The 19948-nt window shown below is 47.1% G+C and carries 20 protein-coding genes and 1 tRNA gene; 13 read left to right on the forward strand and 8 right to left on the reverse strand.

Annotated features, from left to right (window positions below):
- The first annotated feature begins 15 nt into the window (after positions 1-15).
- Together purF and SAR116_RS03355 are read left to right on the forward strand one after the other, a co-directional pair.
- On the forward strand, positions 16-1467 hold the full coding sequence (gene purF / locus SAR116_RS03350) for an amidophosphoribosyltransferase (protein ID WP_013045523.1): 1452 nt from the start codon (positions 16-18) through the stop codon (positions 1465-1467).
- 52 nt (positions 1468-1519) lie between these two features.
- Positions 1520-2245 carry an SDR family NAD(P)-dependent oxidoreductase gene (locus SAR116_RS03355; RefSeq protein ID WP_013045524.1) on the forward strand — a complete coding sequence of 242 codons (726 nt, stop codon included), beginning with the start codon at positions 1520-1522 and terminating at the stop codon, positions 2243-2245.
- Between the two features lie 72 nt (positions 2246-2317).
- Here the strand turns inward: SAR116_RS03355 and SAR116_RS03360 are convergent, their stop codons facing one another.
- Positions 2318-4690 (reverse strand): HsdM family class I SAM-dependent methyltransferase, encoded by a 2373-nt coding sequence (locus tag SAR116_RS03360; RefSeq protein WP_013045525.1) that lies wholly within the window; start codon positions 4688-4690, stop codon positions 2318-2320.
- Positions 4691-4831: 141 nt separating this feature from the next.
- Entirely contained in the window at positions 4832-6664 is a 1833-nt protein-coding gene (gene mnmC / locus SAR116_RS03365) for an FAD-dependent 5-carboxymethylaminomethyl-2-thiouridine(34) oxidoreductase MnmC1 (protein ID WP_013045526.1), read from the reverse strand.
- 129 nt (positions 6665-6793) lie between these two features.
- Here mnmC and SAR116_RS03370 point away from each other — a divergent pair, with 129 nt between their 5' ends.
- The gene (locus tag SAR116_RS03370) at positions 6794-8056 is read left to right on the forward strand and encodes an SAM-dependent methyltransferase (RefSeq protein ID WP_013045527.1); all 1263 of its coding nucleotides are present in this window, start codon (positions 6794-6796) and stop codon (positions 8054-8056) included.
- Between the two features lie 5 nt (positions 8057-8061).
- Positions 8062-8457: a YcgN family cysteine cluster protein gene (locus tag SAR116_RS03375; RefSeq protein WP_190275466.1), complete on the forward strand. Its 396-nt coding sequence runs from the start codon at positions 8062-8064 to the stop codon at positions 8455-8457.
- A 234-nt stretch (positions 8458-8691) separates the two neighbouring features.
- Here SAR116_RS03375 and SAR116_RS03380 read toward each other — a convergent pair whose 3' ends face one another.
- The gene (locus tag SAR116_RS03380; protein WP_013045529.1) at positions 8692-9375 is read right to left on the reverse strand and encodes a glutathione binding-like protein; all 684 of its coding nucleotides are present in this window, start codon (positions 9373-9375) and stop codon (positions 8692-8694) included.
- 155 nt (positions 9376-9530) lie between these two features.
- On the opposite strand from SAR116_RS03380, the gene SAR116_RS03385 reads away from it, so the two are divergent.
- Positions 9531-10154, forward strand: coding sequence for a flavin reductase family protein (locus SAR116_RS03385; protein WP_013045530.1), 624 nt, complete (start codon positions 9531-9533; stop codon positions 10152-10154).
- A 1-nt stretch (position 10155) separates the two neighbouring features.
- On the opposite strand, the gene SAR116_RS03390 is transcribed toward SAR116_RS03385, so the two are convergent.
- Positions 10156-10854 (reverse strand): PilN family protein, encoded by a 699-nt coding sequence (locus SAR116_RS03390; RefSeq protein ID WP_013045531.1) that lies wholly within the window; start codon positions 10852-10854, stop codon positions 10156-10158.
- Positions 10855-10969: 115 nt separating this feature from the next.
- Here SAR116_RS03390 and SAR116_RS03395 point away from each other — a divergent pair, with 115 nt between their 5' ends.
- A complete protein-coding gene (locus tag SAR116_RS03395) occupies positions 10970-11602 on the forward strand; it encodes a YfbR-like 5'-deoxynucleotidase (protein ID WP_148212241.1) in 633 nt (210 codons plus the stop codon).
- Positions 11603-11647: 45 nt separating this feature from the next.
- Here SAR116_RS03395 and SAR116_RS03400 read toward each other — a convergent pair whose 3' ends face one another.
- Positions 11648-11881, reverse strand: a complete 234-nt coding sequence (locus SAR116_RS03400; protein ID WP_013045533.1) for a cysteine-rich CWC family protein — start codon at positions 11879-11881, stop codon at positions 11648-11650.
- Between the two features lie 214 nt (positions 11882-12095).
- On the opposite strand from SAR116_RS03400, the gene SAR116_RS03405 reads away from it, so the two are divergent.
- Positions 12096-12180, forward strand: a tRNA-Leu gene (locus SAR116_RS03405).
- A gap of 283 nt (positions 12181-12463) precedes the next feature.
- Here the strand turns inward: SAR116_RS03405 and SAR116_RS03410 are convergent.
- Positions 12464-13657 carry an aq_1923 C-terminal domain gene (locus SAR116_RS03410; protein WP_013045534.1) on the reverse strand — a complete coding sequence of 398 codons (1194 nt, stop codon included), beginning with the start codon at positions 13655-13657 and terminating at the stop codon, positions 12464-12466.
- A 171-nt stretch (positions 13658-13828) separates the two neighbouring features.
- Between SAR116_RS03410 and SAR116_RS03415 the strand changes: the two genes are divergently transcribed.
- Positions 13829-14710, forward strand: a complete 882-nt coding sequence (locus SAR116_RS03415; RefSeq protein ID WP_013045535.1) for a rhomboid family intramembrane serine protease — start codon at positions 13829-13831, stop codon at positions 14708-14710.
- 7 nt (positions 14711-14717) lie between these two features.
- Here the strand turns inward: SAR116_RS03415 and SAR116_RS03420 are convergent, their stop codons facing one another.
- On the reverse strand, positions 14718-15482 hold the full coding sequence (locus SAR116_RS03420) for a competence/damage-inducible protein A (RefSeq protein ID WP_013045536.1): 765 nt from the start codon (positions 15480-15482) through the stop codon (positions 14718-14720).
- 210 nt (positions 15483-15692) lie between these two features.
- On the opposite strand from SAR116_RS03420, the gene map reads away from it, so the two are divergent.
- Both map and radC read left to right on the forward strand, forming a co-directional pair.
- Positions 15693-16484 carry a type I methionyl aminopeptidase gene (gene map / locus SAR116_RS03425; protein WP_013045537.1) on the forward strand — a complete coding sequence of 264 codons (792 nt, stop codon included), beginning with the start codon at positions 15693-15695 and terminating at the stop codon, positions 16482-16484.
- 40 nt (positions 16485-16524) lie between these two features.
- Positions 16525-17256: a RadC family protein gene (radC, locus tag SAR116_RS03430; RefSeq protein WP_190275467.1), complete on the forward strand. Its 732-nt coding sequence runs from the start codon at positions 16525-16527 to the stop codon at positions 17254-17256.
- A gap of 20 nt (positions 17257-17276) precedes the next feature.
- On the opposite strand, the gene SAR116_RS13680 is transcribed toward radC, so the two are convergent.
- The gene (locus SAR116_RS13680; RefSeq protein ID WP_041860741.1) at positions 17277-17471 is read right to left on the reverse strand and encodes a hypothetical protein; all 195 of its coding nucleotides are present in this window, start codon (positions 17469-17471) and stop codon (positions 17277-17279) included.
- Between the two features lie 107 nt (positions 17472-17578).
- On the opposite strand from SAR116_RS13680, the gene purB reads away from it, so the two are divergent.
- From purB to purS, 3 genes are read left to right on the forward strand one after another with little or no spacing between them, the layout of a single operon-like run.
- The gene (purB, locus tag SAR116_RS03440) at positions 17579-18871 is read left to right on the forward strand and encodes an adenylosuccinate lyase (protein WP_013045539.1); all 1293 of its coding nucleotides are present in this window, start codon (positions 17579-17581) and stop codon (positions 18869-18871) included.
- An 8-nt stretch (positions 18872-18879) separates the two neighbouring features.
- Complete coding sequence (purC, locus tag SAR116_RS03445; protein WP_013045540.1) at positions 18880-19641, forward strand: phosphoribosylaminoimidazolesuccinocarboxamide synthase; 762 nt, start codon at positions 18880-18882, stop codon at positions 19639-19641.
- 57 nt (positions 19642-19698) lie between these two features.
- A complete protein-coding gene (purS, locus tag SAR116_RS03450; protein WP_013045541.1) occupies positions 19699-19947 on the forward strand; it encodes a phosphoribosylformylglycinamidine synthase subunit PurS in 249 nt (82 codons plus the stop codon).
- The last annotated feature ends 1 nt before the right edge of the window (position 19948 follow it).

The raw sequence follows: 19948 nt of genomic DNA on the forward strand, positions 1-19948 counted from the left end.
AACAGGGAAAATTGCATGACTGGTGTTTCCACAAATCCATTCGATGACGACCATTTTCACGAAGAATGTGCAATCTTTGGCATATATGGTACCCCTGAATCGAGCGTTCATACAGCCCTTGGCCTTCATGCGCTTCAGCATCGCGGCCAAGAAGCATCGGGCATTGTCAGCTTTGACGGCAAAGATTTTCACGCACATCGCGGTGTCGGCCATGTTGGTGAAAACTTTGATGCTAATTCAGCACCGATGCAGGCTCTCAAAGGCCATATCGCCATTGGGCATAATCGCTACTCGACAACAGGTCCATCGGAAGTGCGCAATATTCAGCCTTTCTCATCCGAGCTGGCCTTTGGTGGCTTTGCTTTGGCGCATAATGGAAACTTGACCAATGCGGCACGTTTGCGCGCATCGCTTGTTGAAACAGGTAGCCTGTTCCAATCATCTACAGATACAGAAATCATCGTTCACCTTGTCGCACGGTCTCATCAGCAGGGTGTTAGCAACCGATTGATTGACGCGCTGAAACAGATCGAAGGCGCCTATTCACTAGTTTGCATCGCCGATGACATGCTGATTGGCGTTCGTGATCCTCATGGTGTACGTCCACTTGTATTGGGCAAACGTGATGACGCCTATGTGCTGTCATCTGAAACATGTGGATTAGATATTGTTGGCGCCGAATTTGTTCGTGATCTTTTGCCTGGCGAAATGGTTGTCATCGACAAAACCGGCATTACGTCAATCATGCCATTTCAAGAACAGCCATCGCGCTTCTGCATTTTTGAATATATCTATTTTGCCCGCCCCGACAGTATACTTGAAGGACGCGGCGTTTATCACGCGCGCAAATCTATCGGTGCTGAACTGGCTACTGAGTCGCATGTTGATGCTGATCTGGTTGTTCCCGTGCCAGATTCAGGTTTGCCCGCCGCAATTGGTTATGCGCAGGCAGCAAACATACCGTTCGAGTTAGGTATCATCCGGAATCATTATATTGGCCGTACCTTTATCCAGCCAACACAGAAAGGGCGCACCGACTCGGTCAAGATGAAGCATAATGCGAATTCATCGGCGGTTGCTGGCAAACGTGTAATTCTGGTCGATGACTCTATTGTCCGTGGCACAACGTCGCGTAAGATTGTTCTGATGATGCGCGCGGCTGGTGCCACCGAAGTGCATATGCGCATAGCCAGCCCGCCAACGATTAACCCTTGTTTTTACGGTGTGGACACGCCGGATAAAGATCAACTTATCGCCGCCCAGATGTCTGTTGATGATATAGCCAAGGAAATTGGCGTTGATAGTCTCAGCTTTATCTCGATTGATGGTCTATATCGCGCCATGGGAGAAGCACGACGCGACCCCGATTGCCCACAGTTTTGCGACGCCTGTTTCACGGGTGATTACCCAATCAAGCTGGCCACGGGTCTGTCGGCAAAGCGCGTTTCACATGGTGTGATTAACTAAATTCGTATTTACCAAAGACGTAATTAACCAAATACAGGAATCATTTCAAACCATGAGCAGTCAAGATCTTGATGGCAAGCTGATACTTGTAACAGGTGCAAGCCGGGGCATTGGCCGTGCTGTGGCCATTGCCGCCGCACAAGCTGGTGCCGAGTTGATTATTACCGGTCGAACCATGGGCGCGCTGGAAGAAACTGACGATGCGATTAAATCAGCCGGAAGCAAAGCGACAATTGTTGAACTTGATATGGCTGACACCCCTGCCATTCCAAGATTGGCCAGTGCCATTCAAGGGCGCTGGGGACATCTTGATGGCCTCGTTGCCAATGCTGGCATGATTGGGCCTTTAACGCCTGTATCGCATCATGAAGAAAGCGTTTGGAATAACACCATTATGATAAATCTGACCGCGCAATGGCATCTGATAAAGGCGATGGAGCCTTTGCTTTTGCAAAGTGATGCAGGCCGTGCGATTCTTGTATCATCGGGGGCGGCAAGTAACCCGCGTGCTTTCTGGGGTGCCTATGCTGCGTCAAAAGCTGGGCTTGAAGCATTGGGCATATGCTGGGCGGCAGAAACCGAACAAACAAATCTGCGGGTGAACATGATCAATCCCGGCGCAACGGCAACTCTTATGCGCGCTTCGGCATTTCCCGGCGAAGATCCAAGCACGATTCCGGCACCCGAAGATATAGCCCCTGCTTTCGTCACTTTGCTCAGCCCGGCCTGCACATCGCATGGCAAAGTCGTTGCAGCCCGCGAGATGCTTGGCCTTTAAAAGGTACGGTATTTCCTTCTTCAAGGTTTCTACTTCCTCGCTCTTTAGTAAATCATATATCAGTGACATTATTTATTGAATTTTTAGCCCAATCAACTTTGCCTCAAGTGTTGAAAAACTTGGGGAGCTATCCAAAATATGTAGTTTTATTCCGGTTATGTCAATTTTGCCGTTTTTCATCGGCACACGTATTCTCACATCTTGAACCATTCTCTTTACACTACATTTACGATAATAGTCATATCGCCATGAACAGTTGTTAATCTCCTCGCAAATGTAAAGTTTTAGCGCAGGGTCATTAGGTATTTCGTCTAGCAAGTTACAAATCAGCACATCTGAGACAGCGCCAAACTGATAGGGATGATAGAATGCTTTACCACCACTGCCATTTGCACTTATTGTAATAAGATCAAATTTAATCTGATCAGTGGGAACATCATACATCCCATGAACACCATTGTTGCTTTCTCTAGTAGTGATGAGGGGAACCTTGCCCGCTCCCAATCCCTTCGCTGGTGGACATTGCCCTCTTCGAGGTTGTATCAATTCAGAAATTTGGAATTCCCTGATTTCCTTTGCCGCGATTATGAAGGGTGCATTTTTGGCTTCCACGCTTTCGAGCATTTTAAGCACCCCAGCGATACTTTTTTCTGGCGCAATACTTATTTTTTCACTACTTGAGAGATAAGCTTCAGACGCAAAGTCATATAGCCCGTCAAGTTTGAGCGGCGAAAGAATTTTCTCGCGAGGTTTAGCACCTATTTTTGTGTCTCCTATTTGCATAAATTTGCGTAAGTCGTCCGTAATTTCATTCATATTATCTTGTGCTGTTGCCTTTGCGATTAACTTTGATTTTTGTGAAGCGCTTTGACCGTCAAAAAGAATGCCAAAGTAAACCAAATCATCAATTCTGTGAGGCCTCCATGTTTCTAAAATAATGGCGTATGTGCCCTTGTTCGCGACTGGGTAGAATAGGTCATCTTGCATTCTGATGACCGCTTTAACAGTGTGTTGTAATAAGAGGTTCTTTCGCCACTTTTTATGATCGTCGCCCGTGATCGGTCCATTAGGCAGTATGGCAAACAGCTTTGCACTTGGTGCAGCTTGAAGAATGGCGTGATCAACAAAGTCACACTCAGGCTCAGAAACTGCAAATGGTGGGTTCATAAAAATTCTAGTAAATGGCCCAGACGCCTTATTAGGTTCGCATTCACTAGCAGATTGTCGTTTAACCGTCTTGCTCAGCATATTAAATTGATTGTCAAAGCAATTACCGTTGTGAATTTTGCTACTACCATCGCCACGGAAAATCATATTGACTAATGCAATACTAAAGACACGATCCGATTGTTCAATCCCGTAAAGGTTATCATTACGGAAGGCATCGAACTTTTCCCCATCAGTCTGCTGGCAAGTTTCACGCACCTTATCTAATGCCGCAACCAAAAAACCACCAGTGCCACACGTTGGATCATAAATGACATCATGTGCCCCAACACCGACAACCTCTGCTGCAAATTTGGTTATGTGACGAGGAGTGAGGACAATTCCCATTTCACTTGCATCATTAGCATACTTCAAAAAAGTTTCATAAAATTGACCTAGTGCATCTGCACCACTATTGATCGCCGACCGTACGTTCATCTCTCTAAGATGCTGAACTGTCCTTACAATTGCTCTTCTATATTTGAAATGGTTTTCAGCGGTTGCCGGAAGTTTCAGCGTTACTTGGTCAAAAAAAACAAGCTTACCATGAATTTTCAGCAACGCTTCAATTCTAGCGTTAATATCATTTACCAAGGTGGCAGGGTCATTATTGAGACTCATGTCGTTGTCTTTGACCAGTGCAAGTAACAGGCCAGCCACAAGGCAAGCTCGCTCGCTCGCGGTAACAGCGTTGATGTGTAGGTCATGATTGATTTCGTTTGCTTTCACCAGAAATTCATCAAGATTAACTTCATACCCACCAATAGAAGGAGAATTAGACTCAATTATTTGGATGCATTGAGATTGTGATATAAAACCAGTAGTGGCATAGTTGTTTATAGTTATATCCTGCCAATTATCACCGTCCCAGAATTTAGTTTGTACTATGATGGATTCATCTGGTGATCCTGCAACGGCTGACACCAATCTTGCAGGTGAGGTGCCACTCGCCATGTTGATCACTTCACAATACGTTTGCGCTTCTTTTAGGGCAACTGACAAATCATCCGTCTTACTTTTTGCTTCTATAACCCAATAACAAACCTCAGACCCTGACTCAAAGACGACTATGTTTTCTGGCTTTTTCAGCCCGAGTCCATCGGCAAGAGTCTTATCATGTTTGAAAAACTCCCCTTGCGTATAAACTGATCCTCCTTTTGATGGATTGCGAATGTCCCAACCCAACGTACGCAAATTTTCGGTTATATACTTATATGATCTGAATTCGCTGTCAGTCATTGTGATGCCCTCCCATTTAGGGCATCTAGCTTAGTTACAAAAGGTAAAGAAAAGGTTTACAGACCGGAATTAAACATTACTTAAATCAAACATATTGATCCCTCGACAAAAAACTGACTTAAAAAGATTATCTATAAACGTTCACCGCATCCTGAAGCGGAACGGATCAAGTGCATGACAGATATCACGCGCCAGCGATACTGGCGTGCCGGTAATTTCGGCGGCCAGCATATCCCCAAGCAAAGGCGCAAAGGTCATGCCGCGCGCACCCAGTGCCCCCAGACAATAGATACGATCCCCAAGATGCCCCATGATCGGGTTACGATCCGGCGTGCTGGCACGCTGGCTCATGCGGCCTATAAAACCACCCGTAACATCTGGCACCTCAATCAATCCGGCCATACCGTCAGGTAGCAGGTTCATATTATGGGCATGTCCCTGATCAGTGACAGTCATGGCGGCAGTGCGGTCAAATGTGGCACCAAGCTCGTGAAACCCATTATATGCAGGCGTCAGATAGCCACCAAAGCTCAGCCCAGATTGCAATGGCTGCACGGCATTATTCGTAGGAATATGGCTAACTTGTCCCGAAGTCACGTCAAGCGGAATACCGCTTTTATGCAGATGTGACAGAATCTGGCTGATATTGGCGCCGCCAGCTAGCACGACAGCGCTATATGCTTCGCTCATGTCGCCATTAATGCGGAAGGTCTGCGCATCCAGCTGGGTTATATCCGTAACCTTGGTTGCCAAAGACAAGGACGCCCCCGCGGCAAGGCGCTCGACATATTTGACCGGATTGATGATGCGACCATAATCATGTACGGCGCCGCCAAGCGGAAGTGCGATAGCTGACAAAGCAGAGGCTTCATCGGCATCGACAAAACGCATCAGGCTATCTGGCCAGAATTGCCGCCTGAATTTATCCTGTCGCACGGCTTCGCGGTTTGGCCAATCCAGCGAAATCACATTGTGGGCAACACTGCAATCAAGTGCGTCAGATAATCTGGCCGCAAAGGACAAACACATTGATGATAGCTGACTGGCAAGATTATGATCGACAGCCAGCCTTGGGCTTTGCACAGCCATACGGTTGCCGGATGCCCCGCTTGCCAGCTTTGGCGCACTGTCAAAAATAGTCGCGCTGACACCTCGCCTGTTCAGGCCGGACGCAATTGACGCACCCGCTATACCGCCACCAATAATGGCCACCTGTTTGATACCATCTGCACGAGTGGCCAGAGGGGCAACAAGCGGCTTTATCCCGGTTAACATATGGCGTTTGCGGCCAAAGCCGGGGCATTTTTCAACGACAAAGCCAGCCCCTTGAAGGGCGTCTCTTACGCCGCTGGCCACCGTAAAGCTAGACAATGTTCCGCCTTGGCGCGTTAACCGGCCAACATGACCCAGTATATCTTTGTCCCACATAGCCATATTTTTGGCGGGACTGAACCCATCAAGAAACCAGGCATCAGCCCGAAAATCCATCTCGGCCAGCATGTCCTCTGCCTGTCCGTAAAGCAGGTGTAGCCGTAGCCGCCCATCAAGCAAAGGCACCATATGCGTCCCTGGCCAGCGCGGTGGCATAGCCGCACGTAAAGTTTCAGCATACAAAGCGACCTCGGCAAAGGGCGCATGCGCACGTGCAAGGTCATCCAGCCTAAGTGGGCACGCTTCGAGTGAGATATAATCCAGTTGCAGGTTGGGAAACTTATCCATCTCGGCCATCACTGCCAGCAGATTCAACCCCGTACCAAATCCCGTTTCGGCAATGGTGAAATGTGACGCATCTTGCAGCCGAAAGGGTAAATCATTTCCACTTAGAAATACGTGGCGGCTTTCAGCCAAGCCGCCTTCAGCCGAAAAATAGACATCATCATAGTCATCAGCACGCAGAATATCATCGCGCCAGCTCAGCTTCGCTTCAGCCAGTCGATAATCTGCACCATCATGCATATGTAGGTTTTCTGCCATACTGAACCAGTGCGGTAATTGACGAAAAGTAATGTTTCAAAATCGGCTTAATATTCGTGTTTTGAGTTAACTATTTATTATACATAATTGGATAAACTAACGGAACGTAACTAAAATGAGGGCTAAAACATGCTGAATTGGATTGCGTTATCCGTTTTTAAACAATTTGTGAATGTCGGCAAGATCACAGTTAAGATTGCAGATAAAAAACCTATTACATGCTATGGCAGGCATGATGGCCCCTCTGTCATGGTCACATTGCGCTCTAATCGTGTTTTTCGTGAAATCGTTATGCGCCCTGATCTGGCTATTGGCGAGGCTTATATGAATGGTGACCTTATCATCGAAAATGATGATCTGGATTCATTGATGCTATTCTTGATGTCAAATCATAGACATTGGTTGACGCATTGGGCAGGACGCACAAGCCTTGCCATTAGTAATCGGCTGGCTTTCCTGCGGCACCATAATCTAGTGCGTGCCTCAAAACGCAACGTCGCCCATCATTATGATCTGAAAGATACGCTATTTGACAGTTTTCTTGATCCTAGACGGCAATATTCATGCGCCTATTCTGACGACAGCACGACAACAATCGAGCAAGCGCAAATCAATAAATTGGCACGAATTGCTGCTAAACTAAACATACAGCCCCATGATACTATTCTGGATATTGGATGCGGTTGGGGTGGATTGGCACATGCGTTGATCGATTGTGTACCTGAAACGCATGTAACAGGCATCACCCTATCCGAACGCCAGCTTGATTTTGCCACTCAACAGCGTGATCAGAGTGGCAGACAGCAACAGCTTGACTTTCATTTACGTGACTATCGCCATCAAACGGGCAAATTCGACCGCATTGTATCAGTTGGTATGCTTGAGCATGTAGGTCCTGGGAACTATGATACCTATTTCAAGACAATCAAAAAGCTTCTTAAACCCAAAGGTGTCGCCTTGATCCATTCGATTGGCGTTTATGCGCATCCCCATCCTTGTAACCGCTGGCTAGCAAAATATATTTTTCCTGGTGGTTATCTGCCCTCGCTTGAACAAATGGTGAAAAGCGTTTCAAAACAAGGTTTGAAGATTATTGATGTCGAAATCATGCGTGACCATTACGCGGAAACGTTGCGCCATTGGCGCCTCCGATTCCGCAATAACATTGATACGATCCGCAGCGAATATGATGACCGATTCATTCGCATGTGGGAGTTTTATCTTGTCGGTTGTGAATATTTTTTTCGTGTGCAAGAAGGTATGGTGTTTCAATTTCAGCTTGCGCACGATCATACAGCCGTACCGCTGGCGCGAAACTACATCACGCATCAACAGAAAATATACCGAGACCTATTGTGCAAGACGCCTCCTTTTGGAAACAGAAACAGCTAAATGAAATGTCCACCCAAGAGTGGGAATCACTGTGTGATGGATGCGGAAAATGTTGCGTGTTAAAGCTAGAAGATATTGATACTGGCGACGTTTATTATACTGATGTGGGTTGCAAATTGTTAAATTGCGAAACCTGTGCATGTAAAGATTATGGCAACCGAAAACAGATTGTTCCTGATTGTGTTATTTTGACACCGGACAATCTGGCTGATCTGAAATGGATGCCAAAAACATGCGCCTACAGGCTTGTCCATGAACATCAAGATTTGCCTGCGTGGCATCCTTTGGTAAGTGGTGATAAAAACAGCACTCGCACATCGGGCAATGCGGTTGCCGGACGCATCTTCACCGAAAAGGATGTGCCCGAAAGTGAATTGCCTAATCATATAACCGAATGGTAGTCAGTTGGCCTATGGTCGTTAGCAATATAATGAAAGGAACTGCAAATGAGCCGGAACATGTGGATTTTAGCTGCTTTGTTAGCCGTACTTTCAATTGCAACAATCTGGCATAGCGAGTCTGGGCAACCTGACCCGAAATGGACATTATGCAAAGAATCACTATTCACCCAGGTTTTCACTGGCGCCTGTACGTTAAAATTTGACGGAGCGCAGACGCCTTCTTAAAGCTTTACGCTATGCCTGAACACCAAAAGCAGCGCGCCATTCAGGATCATCCATTTCCTTGATTTCAGCGCGCCATCCAGCACCCGTCTTCATACCTCGTAAAACAGCGGGGCGTTCAATCATGCGGATGCGCCATGCCGCTACATTGGGATAGTTTTCTATCTCAACATTTTGACGCGCATGTGTCCGCGTCCATGGAAAAATGGCGATATCAGCAATCGACAATTCATCACCTGCTACAAAATCTTTACCTGCCAGCTGGTTATCTAGCACCCCATAAAGACGGTTCGCCTCGGCGCTATAGCGTTTAATGGCATAAGGCAGCTTTTCCTTGGCATAAAAATTAAAATGATGCGCTTGTCCAAGCATGGGGCCAAAGCCGCCCATCTGCCACATAAGCCATTCCATAACCGTTTTCTGGCCATGCGCGTCCTCAGGCATCAAAGCACCGGTCTTGGCTGCAAGATAATGAAGTATCGCGCCTGACTCAAACAGGCTAACAGGACCATCCGTACCATCATGATCGACAATGGCCGGTATCCGGTTATTGGGAGCAATCGCCAGAAAATCAGGGGCAAATTGCTCATTTTCGTTGATATTAATCATATGGACATTATACGCCAGCCCAAGTTCTTCAAGGGCTATGGAAATTTTCTGCCCATTAGGGGTTGGCCAAAAATATAGATCAATCATGGGTTTTTCCTATCAGCCGGGAATGGTCTGAAAATCGCAAATATCAACAAAGTGCAACTATGGTAAATTATACAGTAAAAATGCTAGCAGATGTAAGGTGTAGCGATATATAAGGTTAAGTTCAATCTTTGCAAAATTGGAATAGCGAAAAAAGCATGTTTTTTAAGCCCGGAACACATAAAGACGCTGGTCTGCATTATAACCCGTTAAAAGCCATTGTAGCACCTCGACCAATAGGGTGGATTGCCAGTCGCGGTAACGATAAAAGCCTTAATCTTGCACCCTATAGTTTTTTTAATGCTATCGCCGAATTGCCACCAATGGTGATGTTTTCAGCCGGGTCAAACCCTGATGGATCGGATAAGGACTCGTTGCGCAATGTCAAGGAGACGGGCGAGTTCACAGTTAATATCGTGGGGGCGGCACAAGGGGATGCGATGAACATCACCTCAGGAAGCTATGCCTATGGATCTAATGAGTTTGAACTGGCCAATCTGGGCATGATAGATGGTGAAACCGTCAATGTACCGCGTGTGGCAAATGTTCCGGCTGCGCTCGAATGCACACATTGGCAAACAATCGTCTTGCCAGCCGATGAAGGCGCGCATCCATGTTCGATGGTTATTGGTCGTGTGACCGGCATTTATATCGATGATGACGTCGTTGTTGATGGCAAAATAGACAATACATTGTTTCAGCCACTAGCGCGGCTTGGCTACAAGGATTATGCAAAAGTTACCGAACTATTTGAAATGTCCCGTCCAACAACAACGGCTTAGACTATCGTAGCACGCAACTCGAAACGATAGCCGTAACATAGCCACGCAAATCAGCATTGATATAATTTAGCTTGAGCACCCATTCCTCGGCCGGAATTATTGTCTCAAGTGGTAAAACACCTTCGATGATCTTCTGGCCATTCAAAAAGGCATGCCTTATCCGCACAGGTGATGACGGATTAAACCATGGTGTTTCACGTTCTGATTTTTTACCTGCTTGCCCTTCAACAAAAAGGTTGAGGCCGCCACTGAATAATTCAAGCTTGGACTCAGGTCCCGCATAAAGCGGTGTTGCAACCGCAACATCATGGCGCGCGACTTCGCGGCAGTTAATTGGTTCACCAAGACTTTTAAGTGACGACATTATTTGTTCAGGTGTCACACCACGGGCAATTTGTTTTGTAATGATGGCACGTAATTCGGCCTGATTGCCGCCGATAAGATCAGATGTTTTCTTTTTGGCGTTGTTTTCCGCAATAATACGTTCAAGGTCTTGAACCTGCGTTGTTAGGGTATCAATACGCTGGTTGTTTTCATAGATAACCAGATCCGCTTCGGCTTGCAGACTTGTCTGCTCGGCATGTCCCCACAACCAGCCAATCCAGAGCACGCCGCCGACAATAACAACGCGCACCAGAAACATGATCCAGCCTCGCATTTCCTGGCGACGGTAGCGCTCTTGTGTTTCGAAAAAATCCATAAATGGCCTTTGGCATTAAAATTCACTGCAAATCAATACAACAATACAGCACAAAGGCCAATATAGCGATGAACATGCGCTTGAAAAATCATCATCCTATATGCAAGATATGCCAATGCCCAAAATAAAACCAATTATATCCACCACTCTAGAACCTCGTGCATGGCAACGTATGCTAAGTGGGCGACATCTTGATATTTTGAATCCATCGCCAATGGATATCGAGATCGAAGATATAGCCCATGGATTGGCGCGTGTTAGCCGCTGGAACGGCCAAACCAAAGGCACACATCTGTTCTCGGTTGCCCAGCATTCGGTGCTTGTGGAACGCCTGTTACGTCACAACGCGCCAAAACTTGAACAAAAATGGCAACTCGCCGCCTTGCTACATGATGCACCTGAATATGTGATTGGTGATATGATTACGCCCTTCAAATATGCCTTGGGGGGCATTTACCGCGATATTGAAGATCGTCTTGAAAAGGCAGTACATATCCGCTTTGGATTACCGCCTGTATTACCCGAATATGTCGAGCGCTCAATCAAACGTGCCGACCGCATGGCGGCATGGCTTGAAGCTACACAATTAGCAGGTTTTAGCGCGCAGGATGCTGCAAAAATCCTAGTCAAACCCCGTGGTATTATTGATGTGAAACTGCGCGCTCAATCCGCCACCGATGCCAGTGCCGCTTTTCTGCATCGCTTTTCGATGCTGGGTGGGCAAACAAAACCAAGACAAGATTCCTGAATACTTTAAAATAGCATCTATTGCTTATGCCCTGACATTCAGGGACTAGCGGCGTGCCACTTTGACTGCCGAATTGTCGCGTTGGCTTTTTCTGGCCTTACGCGCTTTGGTCATATCTTTGGCTTGGCCAAGCGTCATGCAATCCGGACAGACGCATTTGCCCGCTAGGTCAAAACTCTGCCGCAAATTCGGCAGTTCCATGCACCAGCAATGATCCTTGCCGGGGGGTGCACCACAATTAAAGCTTGTGCCACATTCGTCACATTTAAGCTTGTCCATTTCTCCCTCCATTATCACGCATAATAAAGATCAGACACTACACTCAGAACTTTAAATCCGATTAAACAATATTGTCCATATGATTTCAGTGATTGGCATTGGCCTCGTCACCTCAGATCAGGAATTTTGCTCAGTTTGGAAGGTTTTCTTTGCATCATTTAGCAAGTGACGTTATCACATAGCGACTTGCCGCCAGCCACGCGCGGCAAGCGTTGCGAGCGTGATGGAATGGTAGACATAACGGACTTAAAATCCGTGGGCCTTAGGCCGTGGGGGTTCAAGTCCCCCCGCTCGTACCATTAAACAATAACCTGAATTTAATTGCTTTAGCCGCATCATGGAAGCCAGGCCAGCGTTTCATATGCGCTTTTCTCACTATTTCATATACCCCATACCGATAAACATGGTCGGACTCACGTTCTACCTGTTTTCAAAGCATCATTAGATTTTAATCCATTCGCTAAAATATAGTGAAGCGAAGCGTTATAAGGTGATCCAAGCAATCTTGCCCTTGTCTATATTGTTACCATCGCACTCTTTATGAGGCCACTAATGCGACTATGAAATCCTGATCCGCCAGATTTAGTTTGGTGTTTTGGTCTTTTGTAACTTTGCTGCGTTAGCACCCTCGGCGTGTGGTGTTTGCAACAGCTTCAAATTCAGCTTTTTTACAGCGGCATCGGCGGCAAAGATATATTGCGTGATATTTATAAAGGGAAATGGCTTGGCTGGCACAGCACTGAGCCTTATTTGTCCCCCATCTTTGACAAATGTTTCAAGTGGGGGCATCAAATCATTACTACTCATGGGCAGAAAGCTACCCAAGGTTGCTTTCATGGCCGTAATGGTCTGGTCGCGTGCCACCATATAATCAACATTCTGTTTGCGCGCCGACATATGAAGCGCGGCATTAACGGCGCCATGATCGTCAAACACAATCGACATATCGTCAAGCGCAACATCCTCAATCTCATCTGGTTCCAGATCATATGTATCGGACATAAACAGCTTATTATAACTATCCAGTGACATTTCTATGCCAAGCTGGGCATCAAGATTACCGATACCATTCATCGCTGTTTTCAAAACTATATCGCTAGATACGACCCCGTTATTGATCGCATTCACCTGTGTTTGCGTCATATTGAGCGTCAGGTTTGGTTCACCTGTCGCCGCAATGAAATGTGCAAATTCCCCTCTATTTTGCAATGGTGTCAGTATCAGGTTTTCGACCTGCATACCTAATTTAGTTATAAAGGGGTCACCGTTGGCCAAGGCGCCAAACTTGAACGGCAAGCTGGTAATTCGATCAATCGTCAATGACATGCCATGCGCCGCATAGGCTACGCCGGTCAAGGAAACATGTGATGAATCGGTGATTGCATTCATATGCGCTGCGTGTTCAGAAATGCTTGAAAAAAATGCCGGTGCCATATCCCGAATATTTAGCGACTTGACGCTCAGCGGCAGATCATCAAAGAAAATATTCTTCATGCGCAAGCGTTTAATCATGTGATTGGCAGTTCCCGCCTCACCAGATGTTTCAACTTCCACCTCATCTGCCGTCAGCACCCGCTGATCATCAATGAAAATCGTAACATCCTGCATCTCGCCATTCAAATTGCGGTTATCGAACGAACCTGACGAAAAGGTTACCTTGATGTCATCTTCCAGATAAACAGTGACTTGGGCCTGTGCCGTGCTAACCATCAGCCACATGGCGATCCCCCCACAAAGGGCAGATGCTATTTTTCCTATCTTGGACACTATGCGCATATCAGTCTCCCATGACGAGCAAGGTATTATTGATGATGTGCCAATAATGGCGGGCAAATATATCAAAAATATGGCAATTACAAATATTGGCTATTTATTTACAAAATGATTGTTTGCCCCCATATCTATGGCTAGCATATCACCTTCCAAACGCCATTGTAGGCATATTTAATGTTCTTTTTCCCTTTATTTGACAACAATCCGACTGGCCGTCGTCCGTTTGTGTCGTGGGCGATACTGGCATTATGTATTTTGGGTTTTTTCTGGCAACTCTCATTAACAGGGACTGCCGCAAACTACAGCCTTTATCAGTTTGGATTTGTGCCCGCCCTCGTGTTAAGCGATGCGTCACTTCCGGCTGACATGGTACTGGTACCCGCATGGATGACCATTTTTACATCGATGTTTCTGCATGGGGGTTGGATGCATATTGGCGGCAATATGCTATATCTCTGGATATTTGGCGATAATGTCGAAGATGCAATGGGGTCGCTAAAATTCATCCTCTTTTATGCCCTTTGCGGTGTTGCAGCTGCATTTTCTCAAGGATTGATAGCACCTGAATCGACAATTCCGATGATTGGTGCATCTGGGGGTATAGCTGGCATTCTTGGTGCATATATCATGTTGCATCCAAAGGCTTCGGTGCGAACCTTAATGGTGATATTTGTATTTTTCCGCTTCATCAATTTGCCAGCCTGGCTGGTTCTTGGCGTTTGGATTGCTGGACAGTTTGTTGCTGTACCGCAAGCTCTGTCAGGTAATGAAGGTGGTGTAGCCTATATGGCTCACATTGGCGGGTTTCTGGCAGGTATGGCGCTCATTCCCTTTTTCAAGCATCGTGATATCGCCTTGTTTGATCGCGACTTGCCCCCGCAAAAATGGAGTGGGGAACCCATTTCATTCGCCACAATTAAAAGCGAGGCAAAGCTGCGTTACCGGCGTGACCCCCTTGGATCACGTATTCTTAACCCAGCATCTTCAGTGCCAAAAAAATCTGGCTCGGTGCCTAGCTTCAAGCGACGCTCTGATAAAAAATCACCGTGGGGTTGATCCCTGCTCAGGCCGTATCACCAGGCATGACAATATGCGCCGTAACACCTAGGGCTAGAACCGCACCAGCAATATCCTCTGCTGCTTGGCCGGTAATCAGTGCATCAAGCCCGCTAACCACAACGGCTGTGCCAAAGTTACCTGGCTTGAACCACGGATAGCTACCAACACTAATGCCATCATATTGGTTTTGTATGCGCTCCATGATGGTCGCTATATTACCCTCGCCTGAGCCACATTGCACCGTTATGCGAGTCATCATCACGCCGCCAGGCAACCTTACCCGCAACCCTTCGAACATGGCTTGTAAAATTGAAGGCACACCGGGAAGCACATGAACATTATGCAGAATGAACCCGGGGGCGGCGCTCAAAGGGTTATCGATAAGATCCGCATCCATCGGAATATCAGCCATCTTCTGACGCGCCGCGTTAAATTCCAGATCGGTATTGGCATAATGCTTGAGTAACACCGCTTCTGCATCTGGATGCCGAATCACAGGCTTATCAAAGGCTGCCGCAATCGCTTCGGTGGTGATATCGTCATGCGTTGGGCCAATTCCGCCACTGGTAAAAACCAGATCATACTCTGAAGACATATGCCGCACCGTATTGATTATTGTTGCGCGAATATCGGGAATAACACGGGCTTCACATAAATCAATGCCTTGCGAGAACAACTGCTCAGCAAGCCATCCAATATTTTTATCCTTGGTTCGGCCGGAAAGAATTTCATCACCAATAACAATGATGGCGGCGGTTGGATTTGACATTTTATTTTCCAGACTAAACACAAAAGCTAACGGCAAAATTATATGCCGCTTTATACATTTTTTATACCAAAATGCAGACCAAAAATTATGGAAATTTGCTCGCTGTCACTATGCCAGTAAAACTTGTTTCAGGCTTGGCATTGTGACAAAACGGGTTTAAGAGCAAAGAACGCCATAAATATGGCTATAGCGGTCAGGAGAGATAGACGAATGCGCACTGAAACGGTTATTCAACATGGCGACGATGGTTTTGCCAAAATGCGTGACGCTGGCCGTCTGGCCGCAAGTGTGCTTGATATGATTACCCCGCATGTCTCTGCTGGTATCACCACGGGCGAACTCGATAAAATCTGCCATGAATTTATTGTGGCGAATAACGCTATTCCCGCGCCACTCAATTATAAGGGCTTCCCAAAAGCCACTTGTATTTCTTTGAACCATGTCGTTTGTCATGGCATCCCCGGCGACAAGAAATTGATTGAGGGCGATATTCTCAATATTGATATCACTGTTATTCTTGATGGGTGGTATGGCGATACGTCCCGTATGTTTTATGTTGGCACACCGTCAATCAAAGCCAAGCGGCTGACGGAAGTCACCTATGAATGCCTGATGCGCGGAATTGAAGTGGCGCGGGCAGGTAATACGCTAGGTGATATTGGTCATGCTATCCAGTCATATGCCGAGGGGTTACGCTTCTCAGTTGTCCGAGATTTCACCGGTCACGGGCTTGGTCAGGTCTTTCACACATCACCAACTGTTTTGCATTACGGTGAGCCAAAGACTGGCATGACGCTTATGCCCGGCATGATCTTTACGATCGAGCCAATGATTAATGCTGGCAAGCATGACACAAAGATCCTGAATGACGGATGGACGGCTGTGACGCGTGACAAAAGCCTCTCGGCACAATTCGAACATTCGATCGGCATTACCGAAGATGCAGCAGAAATATTCACACTGTCACCGGCAGGTTTCTCATTGCCACCTTATCACAGCTAGATTAACGGTTTTTTAGTTCTTTTGTATTATGCCTATGGTTATGGGCGCAAAAGACACATACAAAGCAGATACTATAAAAACCCGTCTGCAACATGATAACGATCCTGACAAGGCCGGTCATCGAAAGCGAATGCGCGCGCGCATTCTCGATAAGGGTGCCGACAGCCTGACTGAACTGGAATTGCTTGAAGTTCTGTTATACGCTGGCAATGCCCGTCGCGACACCAAACCACTGGCCAAACGGCTAATGGTTAAATTCAAATCATTATCAGGCGTGTTGCGCGCTGATCAAGCCGATTTACGCGCCGTTGATGAGATGGGGGACGCCTATATCGCGGCCCTAAAGCTAGTCGAATCAGTCGGCATGCATCTGGCGCATTCGCGTATTAAAGATCAACCTATTTTGACCAACTGGGTGCAGGTACAGGAATATTGCATCAACCGGCTCGCGCATCAGCCAATTGAACATTTCCTTATTCTGTGCCTTGATAATCAGAATCGGTTAATCGCCGAAGAAACCCTATCCAAAGGCACTGTTGATCAGACCCCGGTTTATGTACGCGAGGTGGTCAATGCCGCGTTAAAACATCATGCGCAATCATCAATATTGGTGCATAACCATCCAAGCGGCGAAGCCGAACCATCGCGTGCCGATATCGAAATGACGCTCGCCATTCAGGACGCTCTCAACATTATGTCTATCAATTTACACGATCACCTGATCGTCGCAGGCAAGCAGTGCGTTAGCCTGAAAACCCTAGGCTATCTGTAATTTATAACATGGTCGCTATCCTAGCGACCATTGGTAATATCGTCGATTTTCTGTTTTGCCTTCCGCGTCATCACACCTGCATTACGGCTAGCCTTTAGCAAGCTAGGTCGCGCGCGATCCAATGCCTTATGTGCCGCCTCACCTGCTTTTTTCTGCACCGCAGGGTTACGCGCAGCAGTCATCAATGCACCAAAAATCAATCGTCTTATCAGCATCTTGTGTTTCCTCACCAATAATAACCACAAATTGTAGTTCTTGGCTGGCTTTTCCAGATAGCCAATGTTACAACCACAACTCATACAACGCAAAGGATTTTAGACGAATGATTCCGCGGTATTCCCGACCGGAGATGACCTCCATATGGTCAGAGCAGAGCAAGTTCCAGATTTGGTTTGAAATTGAAGCGCACGCATGTGATGCCCAAGCGCAACTAGGTGTCATACCTGCTTCGGCAGCTGCCGCCGTGTGGGAGCGTGGTTCGTTTGACATTGACCGCATCAATGAAATTGAACGCGAAACCAAACATGATGTCATCGCGTTTCTAACAAACCTTGCCGAATATGTTGGTGAGGAAGCTCGTTTCGTGCATCAGGGCATGACCTCATCCGACGTGCTTGATACGACGCTGGCAGTCCAAATGGCGCGGGCTTCCGATTTGATGCTATCTGGCATTGACCGCCTGCTAACAGCGCTGGATAAACGTGCCAAGGAACATAAACACACCCCTACGATTGGACGAAGCCACGGTATTCATGCCGAACCAACAACCTTTGGTCTGAAGCTGGCAACATTTTACGCTGAGTTCAAACGATGCCGTAAACGGTTGCAACAGGCGCGTGAAGAAATTGCGACCTGCGCCATTTCGGGTGCTGTTGGCACCTTTGCGCATATTGATCCATCGGTTGAACAACATGTTGCTGATAAAATGGGGTTGCAAATTGAACCGGTGTCAACGCAGGTCATTCCCCGCGACCGGCACGCCATGTTCTTTGCTGTTCTTGGTGTTATTGCCAGCTCTGTCGAGCGCTTGGCGACCGAAATCCGGCACATGCAACGAACCGAAGTACGTGAAGCCGAGGAGTTTTTCTCGGCTGGCCAGAAGGGGTCATCGGCAATGCCGCACAAACGTAATCCGGTTCTCACAGAAAATCTGACTGGCATTGCCCGCATTGTTCGGGCGGCGGTAACGCCTGCGCTTGAGAATGTTGCGCTTTGGCATGAGCGCGATATTTCACATTCATCGGTTGAACGCGTGTTTGGCCCCGATGCTACCATAGCGCTGGATTTTGCCTTGCACCGCCTTTCAGCTGTTATGGAAAACCTTCTGGTCTATCCCGAGAACATGCAGGCCAACCTCGATCAGCTTGGTGGCCTTGTCCATTCACAACAGGTTCTGCTTGCCCTTACCCAGAAAGGCGCAAGCCGCGAAGATGCCTATAAGATGGTTCAACGCAATGCGATGCAAATCTGGTCTGATGGCGGTAGCTATCTGGACAAACTGAAAGCAGATAGCGATGTTGCAACATTCCTATCGTCGGATGAGCTCGAAGTTTTGTTCGATCTTGACCAGCATTTTCAGCATGTTGACACTATTTTCGAACGTGTGTTTACTTAGGAACAACAATGACAGACGCCACATCAAATACACGCACAATGCTTTATGAAGGCAAAGCAAAGGTAATCTTTGAAGGGCCTGATGACGGCACCTTGATTCAATATTTCAAGGATGATGCCACCGCTTTTAACGCTCAGAAAAAAGACGTTATCAAAGGCAAAGGTGTGCTGAACAACTATATCAGCGAACATATCATGCAGGCTGTTGGTGCAATGGGTATCCCAACGCATTTTCTGGCGCGCATCAATGATCGGGAACAGCTTATACGACAGCTGGAAATCGTACCCATCGAAGTGATTGTCCGAAACGTAGCGGCAGGATCAATTTGTAGCCGCCTTGGCTTGGAAGAAGGTGAAGAGCTGCCTCAAACGCTGATTGAATTCTGTTTAAAGGATGACGCGCTTGGCGATCCGGTTATTGCGCCTGAACATATTTTCACCTTTGGCTGGGCCAGCCCCGAAGAGCTGGAAACAATCTGTGAAGATACCCTGCGGATTAATGATTTCCTGACCGGTTTGTTTCACGCGATTGGTGTCAGGTTGATCGATTTCAAGCTGGAATTTGGCCGTATCGAAATTGACGGTGACATCGAGATCATCCTTGCTGATGAAATCAGCCCCGATAATTGCCGCTTGTGGGATATCCATACAAACGAGAAAATGGATAAAGATCGGTTCCGTCGTGATCTTGGCGGCTTAATCGAGGCTTATCAGGAAATAGCCAGCCGTCTTAATATCCGCATTCCCGATATCAGCAAAATTGAACCGTAACGTTGTTAAAGCATTTTGTTCCGAACCAATCAAACCATCACAATCAAAGGCAGATAGATGCAAGTCGTTGTAAATATATCGCTTAAAGAAGGGGTTCTTGATCCGCAAGGCCGCGCTATTGAACATTCCCTCCGCGGACTGGGCTTTCAGGAAGTAAGTGAAGTGCGCGTCGGCAAACAGATCACGCTTGATATTGACGAAAGTGACCCTGCGCGCCTGCGCCAGCGCGTCGCACGGATGTGTGAGACATTGCTGTCAAATACAGTTATCGAAGACTATGTCATTGATATCGTGGAACAGGAATAGG

It is taken from the genome of Candidatus Puniceispirillum marinum IMCC1322 (genome assembly GCF_000024465.1).
GTDB lineage: Bacteria > Pseudomonadota > Alphaproteobacteria > Puniceispirillales > Puniceispirillaceae > Puniceispirillum > Puniceispirillum marinum.

Coding starts and splice junctions, on each gene's coding strand:
- purF (WP_013045523.1), top strand. CDS start 16: ATGACTGGTGTTTCCACAAATCCATTCGATGACGACCATTTTCACGAA.
- SAR116_RS03355 (WP_013045524.1), top strand. CDS start 1,520: ATGAGCAGTCAAGATCTTGATGGCAAGCTGATACTTGTAACAGGTGCA.
- SAR116_RS03360 (WP_013045525.1), bottom strand. CDS start 4,690: ATGACTGACAGCGAATTCAGATCATATAAGTATATAACCGAAAATTTG.
- mnmC (WP_013045526.1), bottom strand. CDS start 6,664: ATGGCAGAAAACCTACATATGCATGATGGTGCAGATTATCGACTGGCT.
- SAR116_RS03370 (WP_013045527.1), top strand. CDS start 6,794: ATGCTGAATTGGATTGCGTTATCCGTTTTTAAACAATTTGTGAATGTC.
- SAR116_RS03375 (WP_190275466.1), top strand. CDS start 8,062: ATGTCCACCCAAGAGTGGGAATCACTGTGTGATGGATGCGGAAAATGT.
- SAR116_RS03380 (WP_013045529.1), bottom strand. CDS start 9,375: ATGATTGATCTATATTTTTGGCCAACCCCTAATGGGCAGAAAATTTCC.
- SAR116_RS03385 (WP_013045530.1), top strand. CDS start 9,531: ATGTTTTTTAAGCCCGGAACACATAAAGACGCTGGTCTGCATTATAAC.
- SAR116_RS03390 (WP_013045531.1), bottom strand. CDS start 10,854: ATGGATTTTTTCGAAACACAAGAGCGCTACCGTCGCCAGGAAATGCGA.
- SAR116_RS03395 (WP_148212241.1), top strand. CDS start 10,970: ATGCCCAAAATAAAACCAATTATATCCACCACTCTAGAACCTCGTGCA.
- SAR116_RS03400 (WP_013045533.1), bottom strand. CDS start 11,881: ATGGACAAGCTTAAATGTGACGAATGTGGCACAAGCTTTAATTGTGGT.
- SAR116_RS03410 (WP_013045534.1), bottom strand. CDS start 13,657: ATGCGCATAGTGTCCAAGATAGGAAAAATAGCATCTGCCCTTTGTGGG.
- SAR116_RS03415 (WP_013045535.1), top strand. CDS start 13,829: ATGTTCTTTTTCCCTTTATTTGACAACAATCCGACTGGCCGTCGTCCG.
- SAR116_RS03420 (WP_013045536.1), bottom strand. CDS start 15,482: ATGTCAAATCCAACCGCCGCCATCATTGTTATTGGTGATGAAATTCTT.
- map (WP_013045537.1), top strand. CDS start 15,693: ATGCGCACTGAAACGGTTATTCAACATGGCGACGATGGTTTTGCCAAA.
- radC (WP_190275467.1), top strand. CDS start 16,525: ATGGGCGCAAAAGACACATACAAAGCAGATACTATAAAAACCCGTCTG.
- SAR116_RS13680 (WP_041860741.1), bottom strand. CDS start 17,471: ATGCTGATAAGACGATTGATTTTTGGTGCATTGATGACTGCTGCGCGT.
- purB (WP_013045539.1), top strand. CDS start 17,579: ATGATTCCGCGGTATTCCCGACCGGAGATGACCTCCATATGGTCAGAG.
- purC (WP_013045540.1), top strand. CDS start 18,880: ATGACAGACGCCACATCAAATACACGCACAATGCTTTATGAAGGCAAA.
- purS (WP_013045541.1), top strand. CDS start 19,699: ATGCAAGTCGTTGTAAATATATCGCTTAAAGAAGGGGTTCTTGATCCG.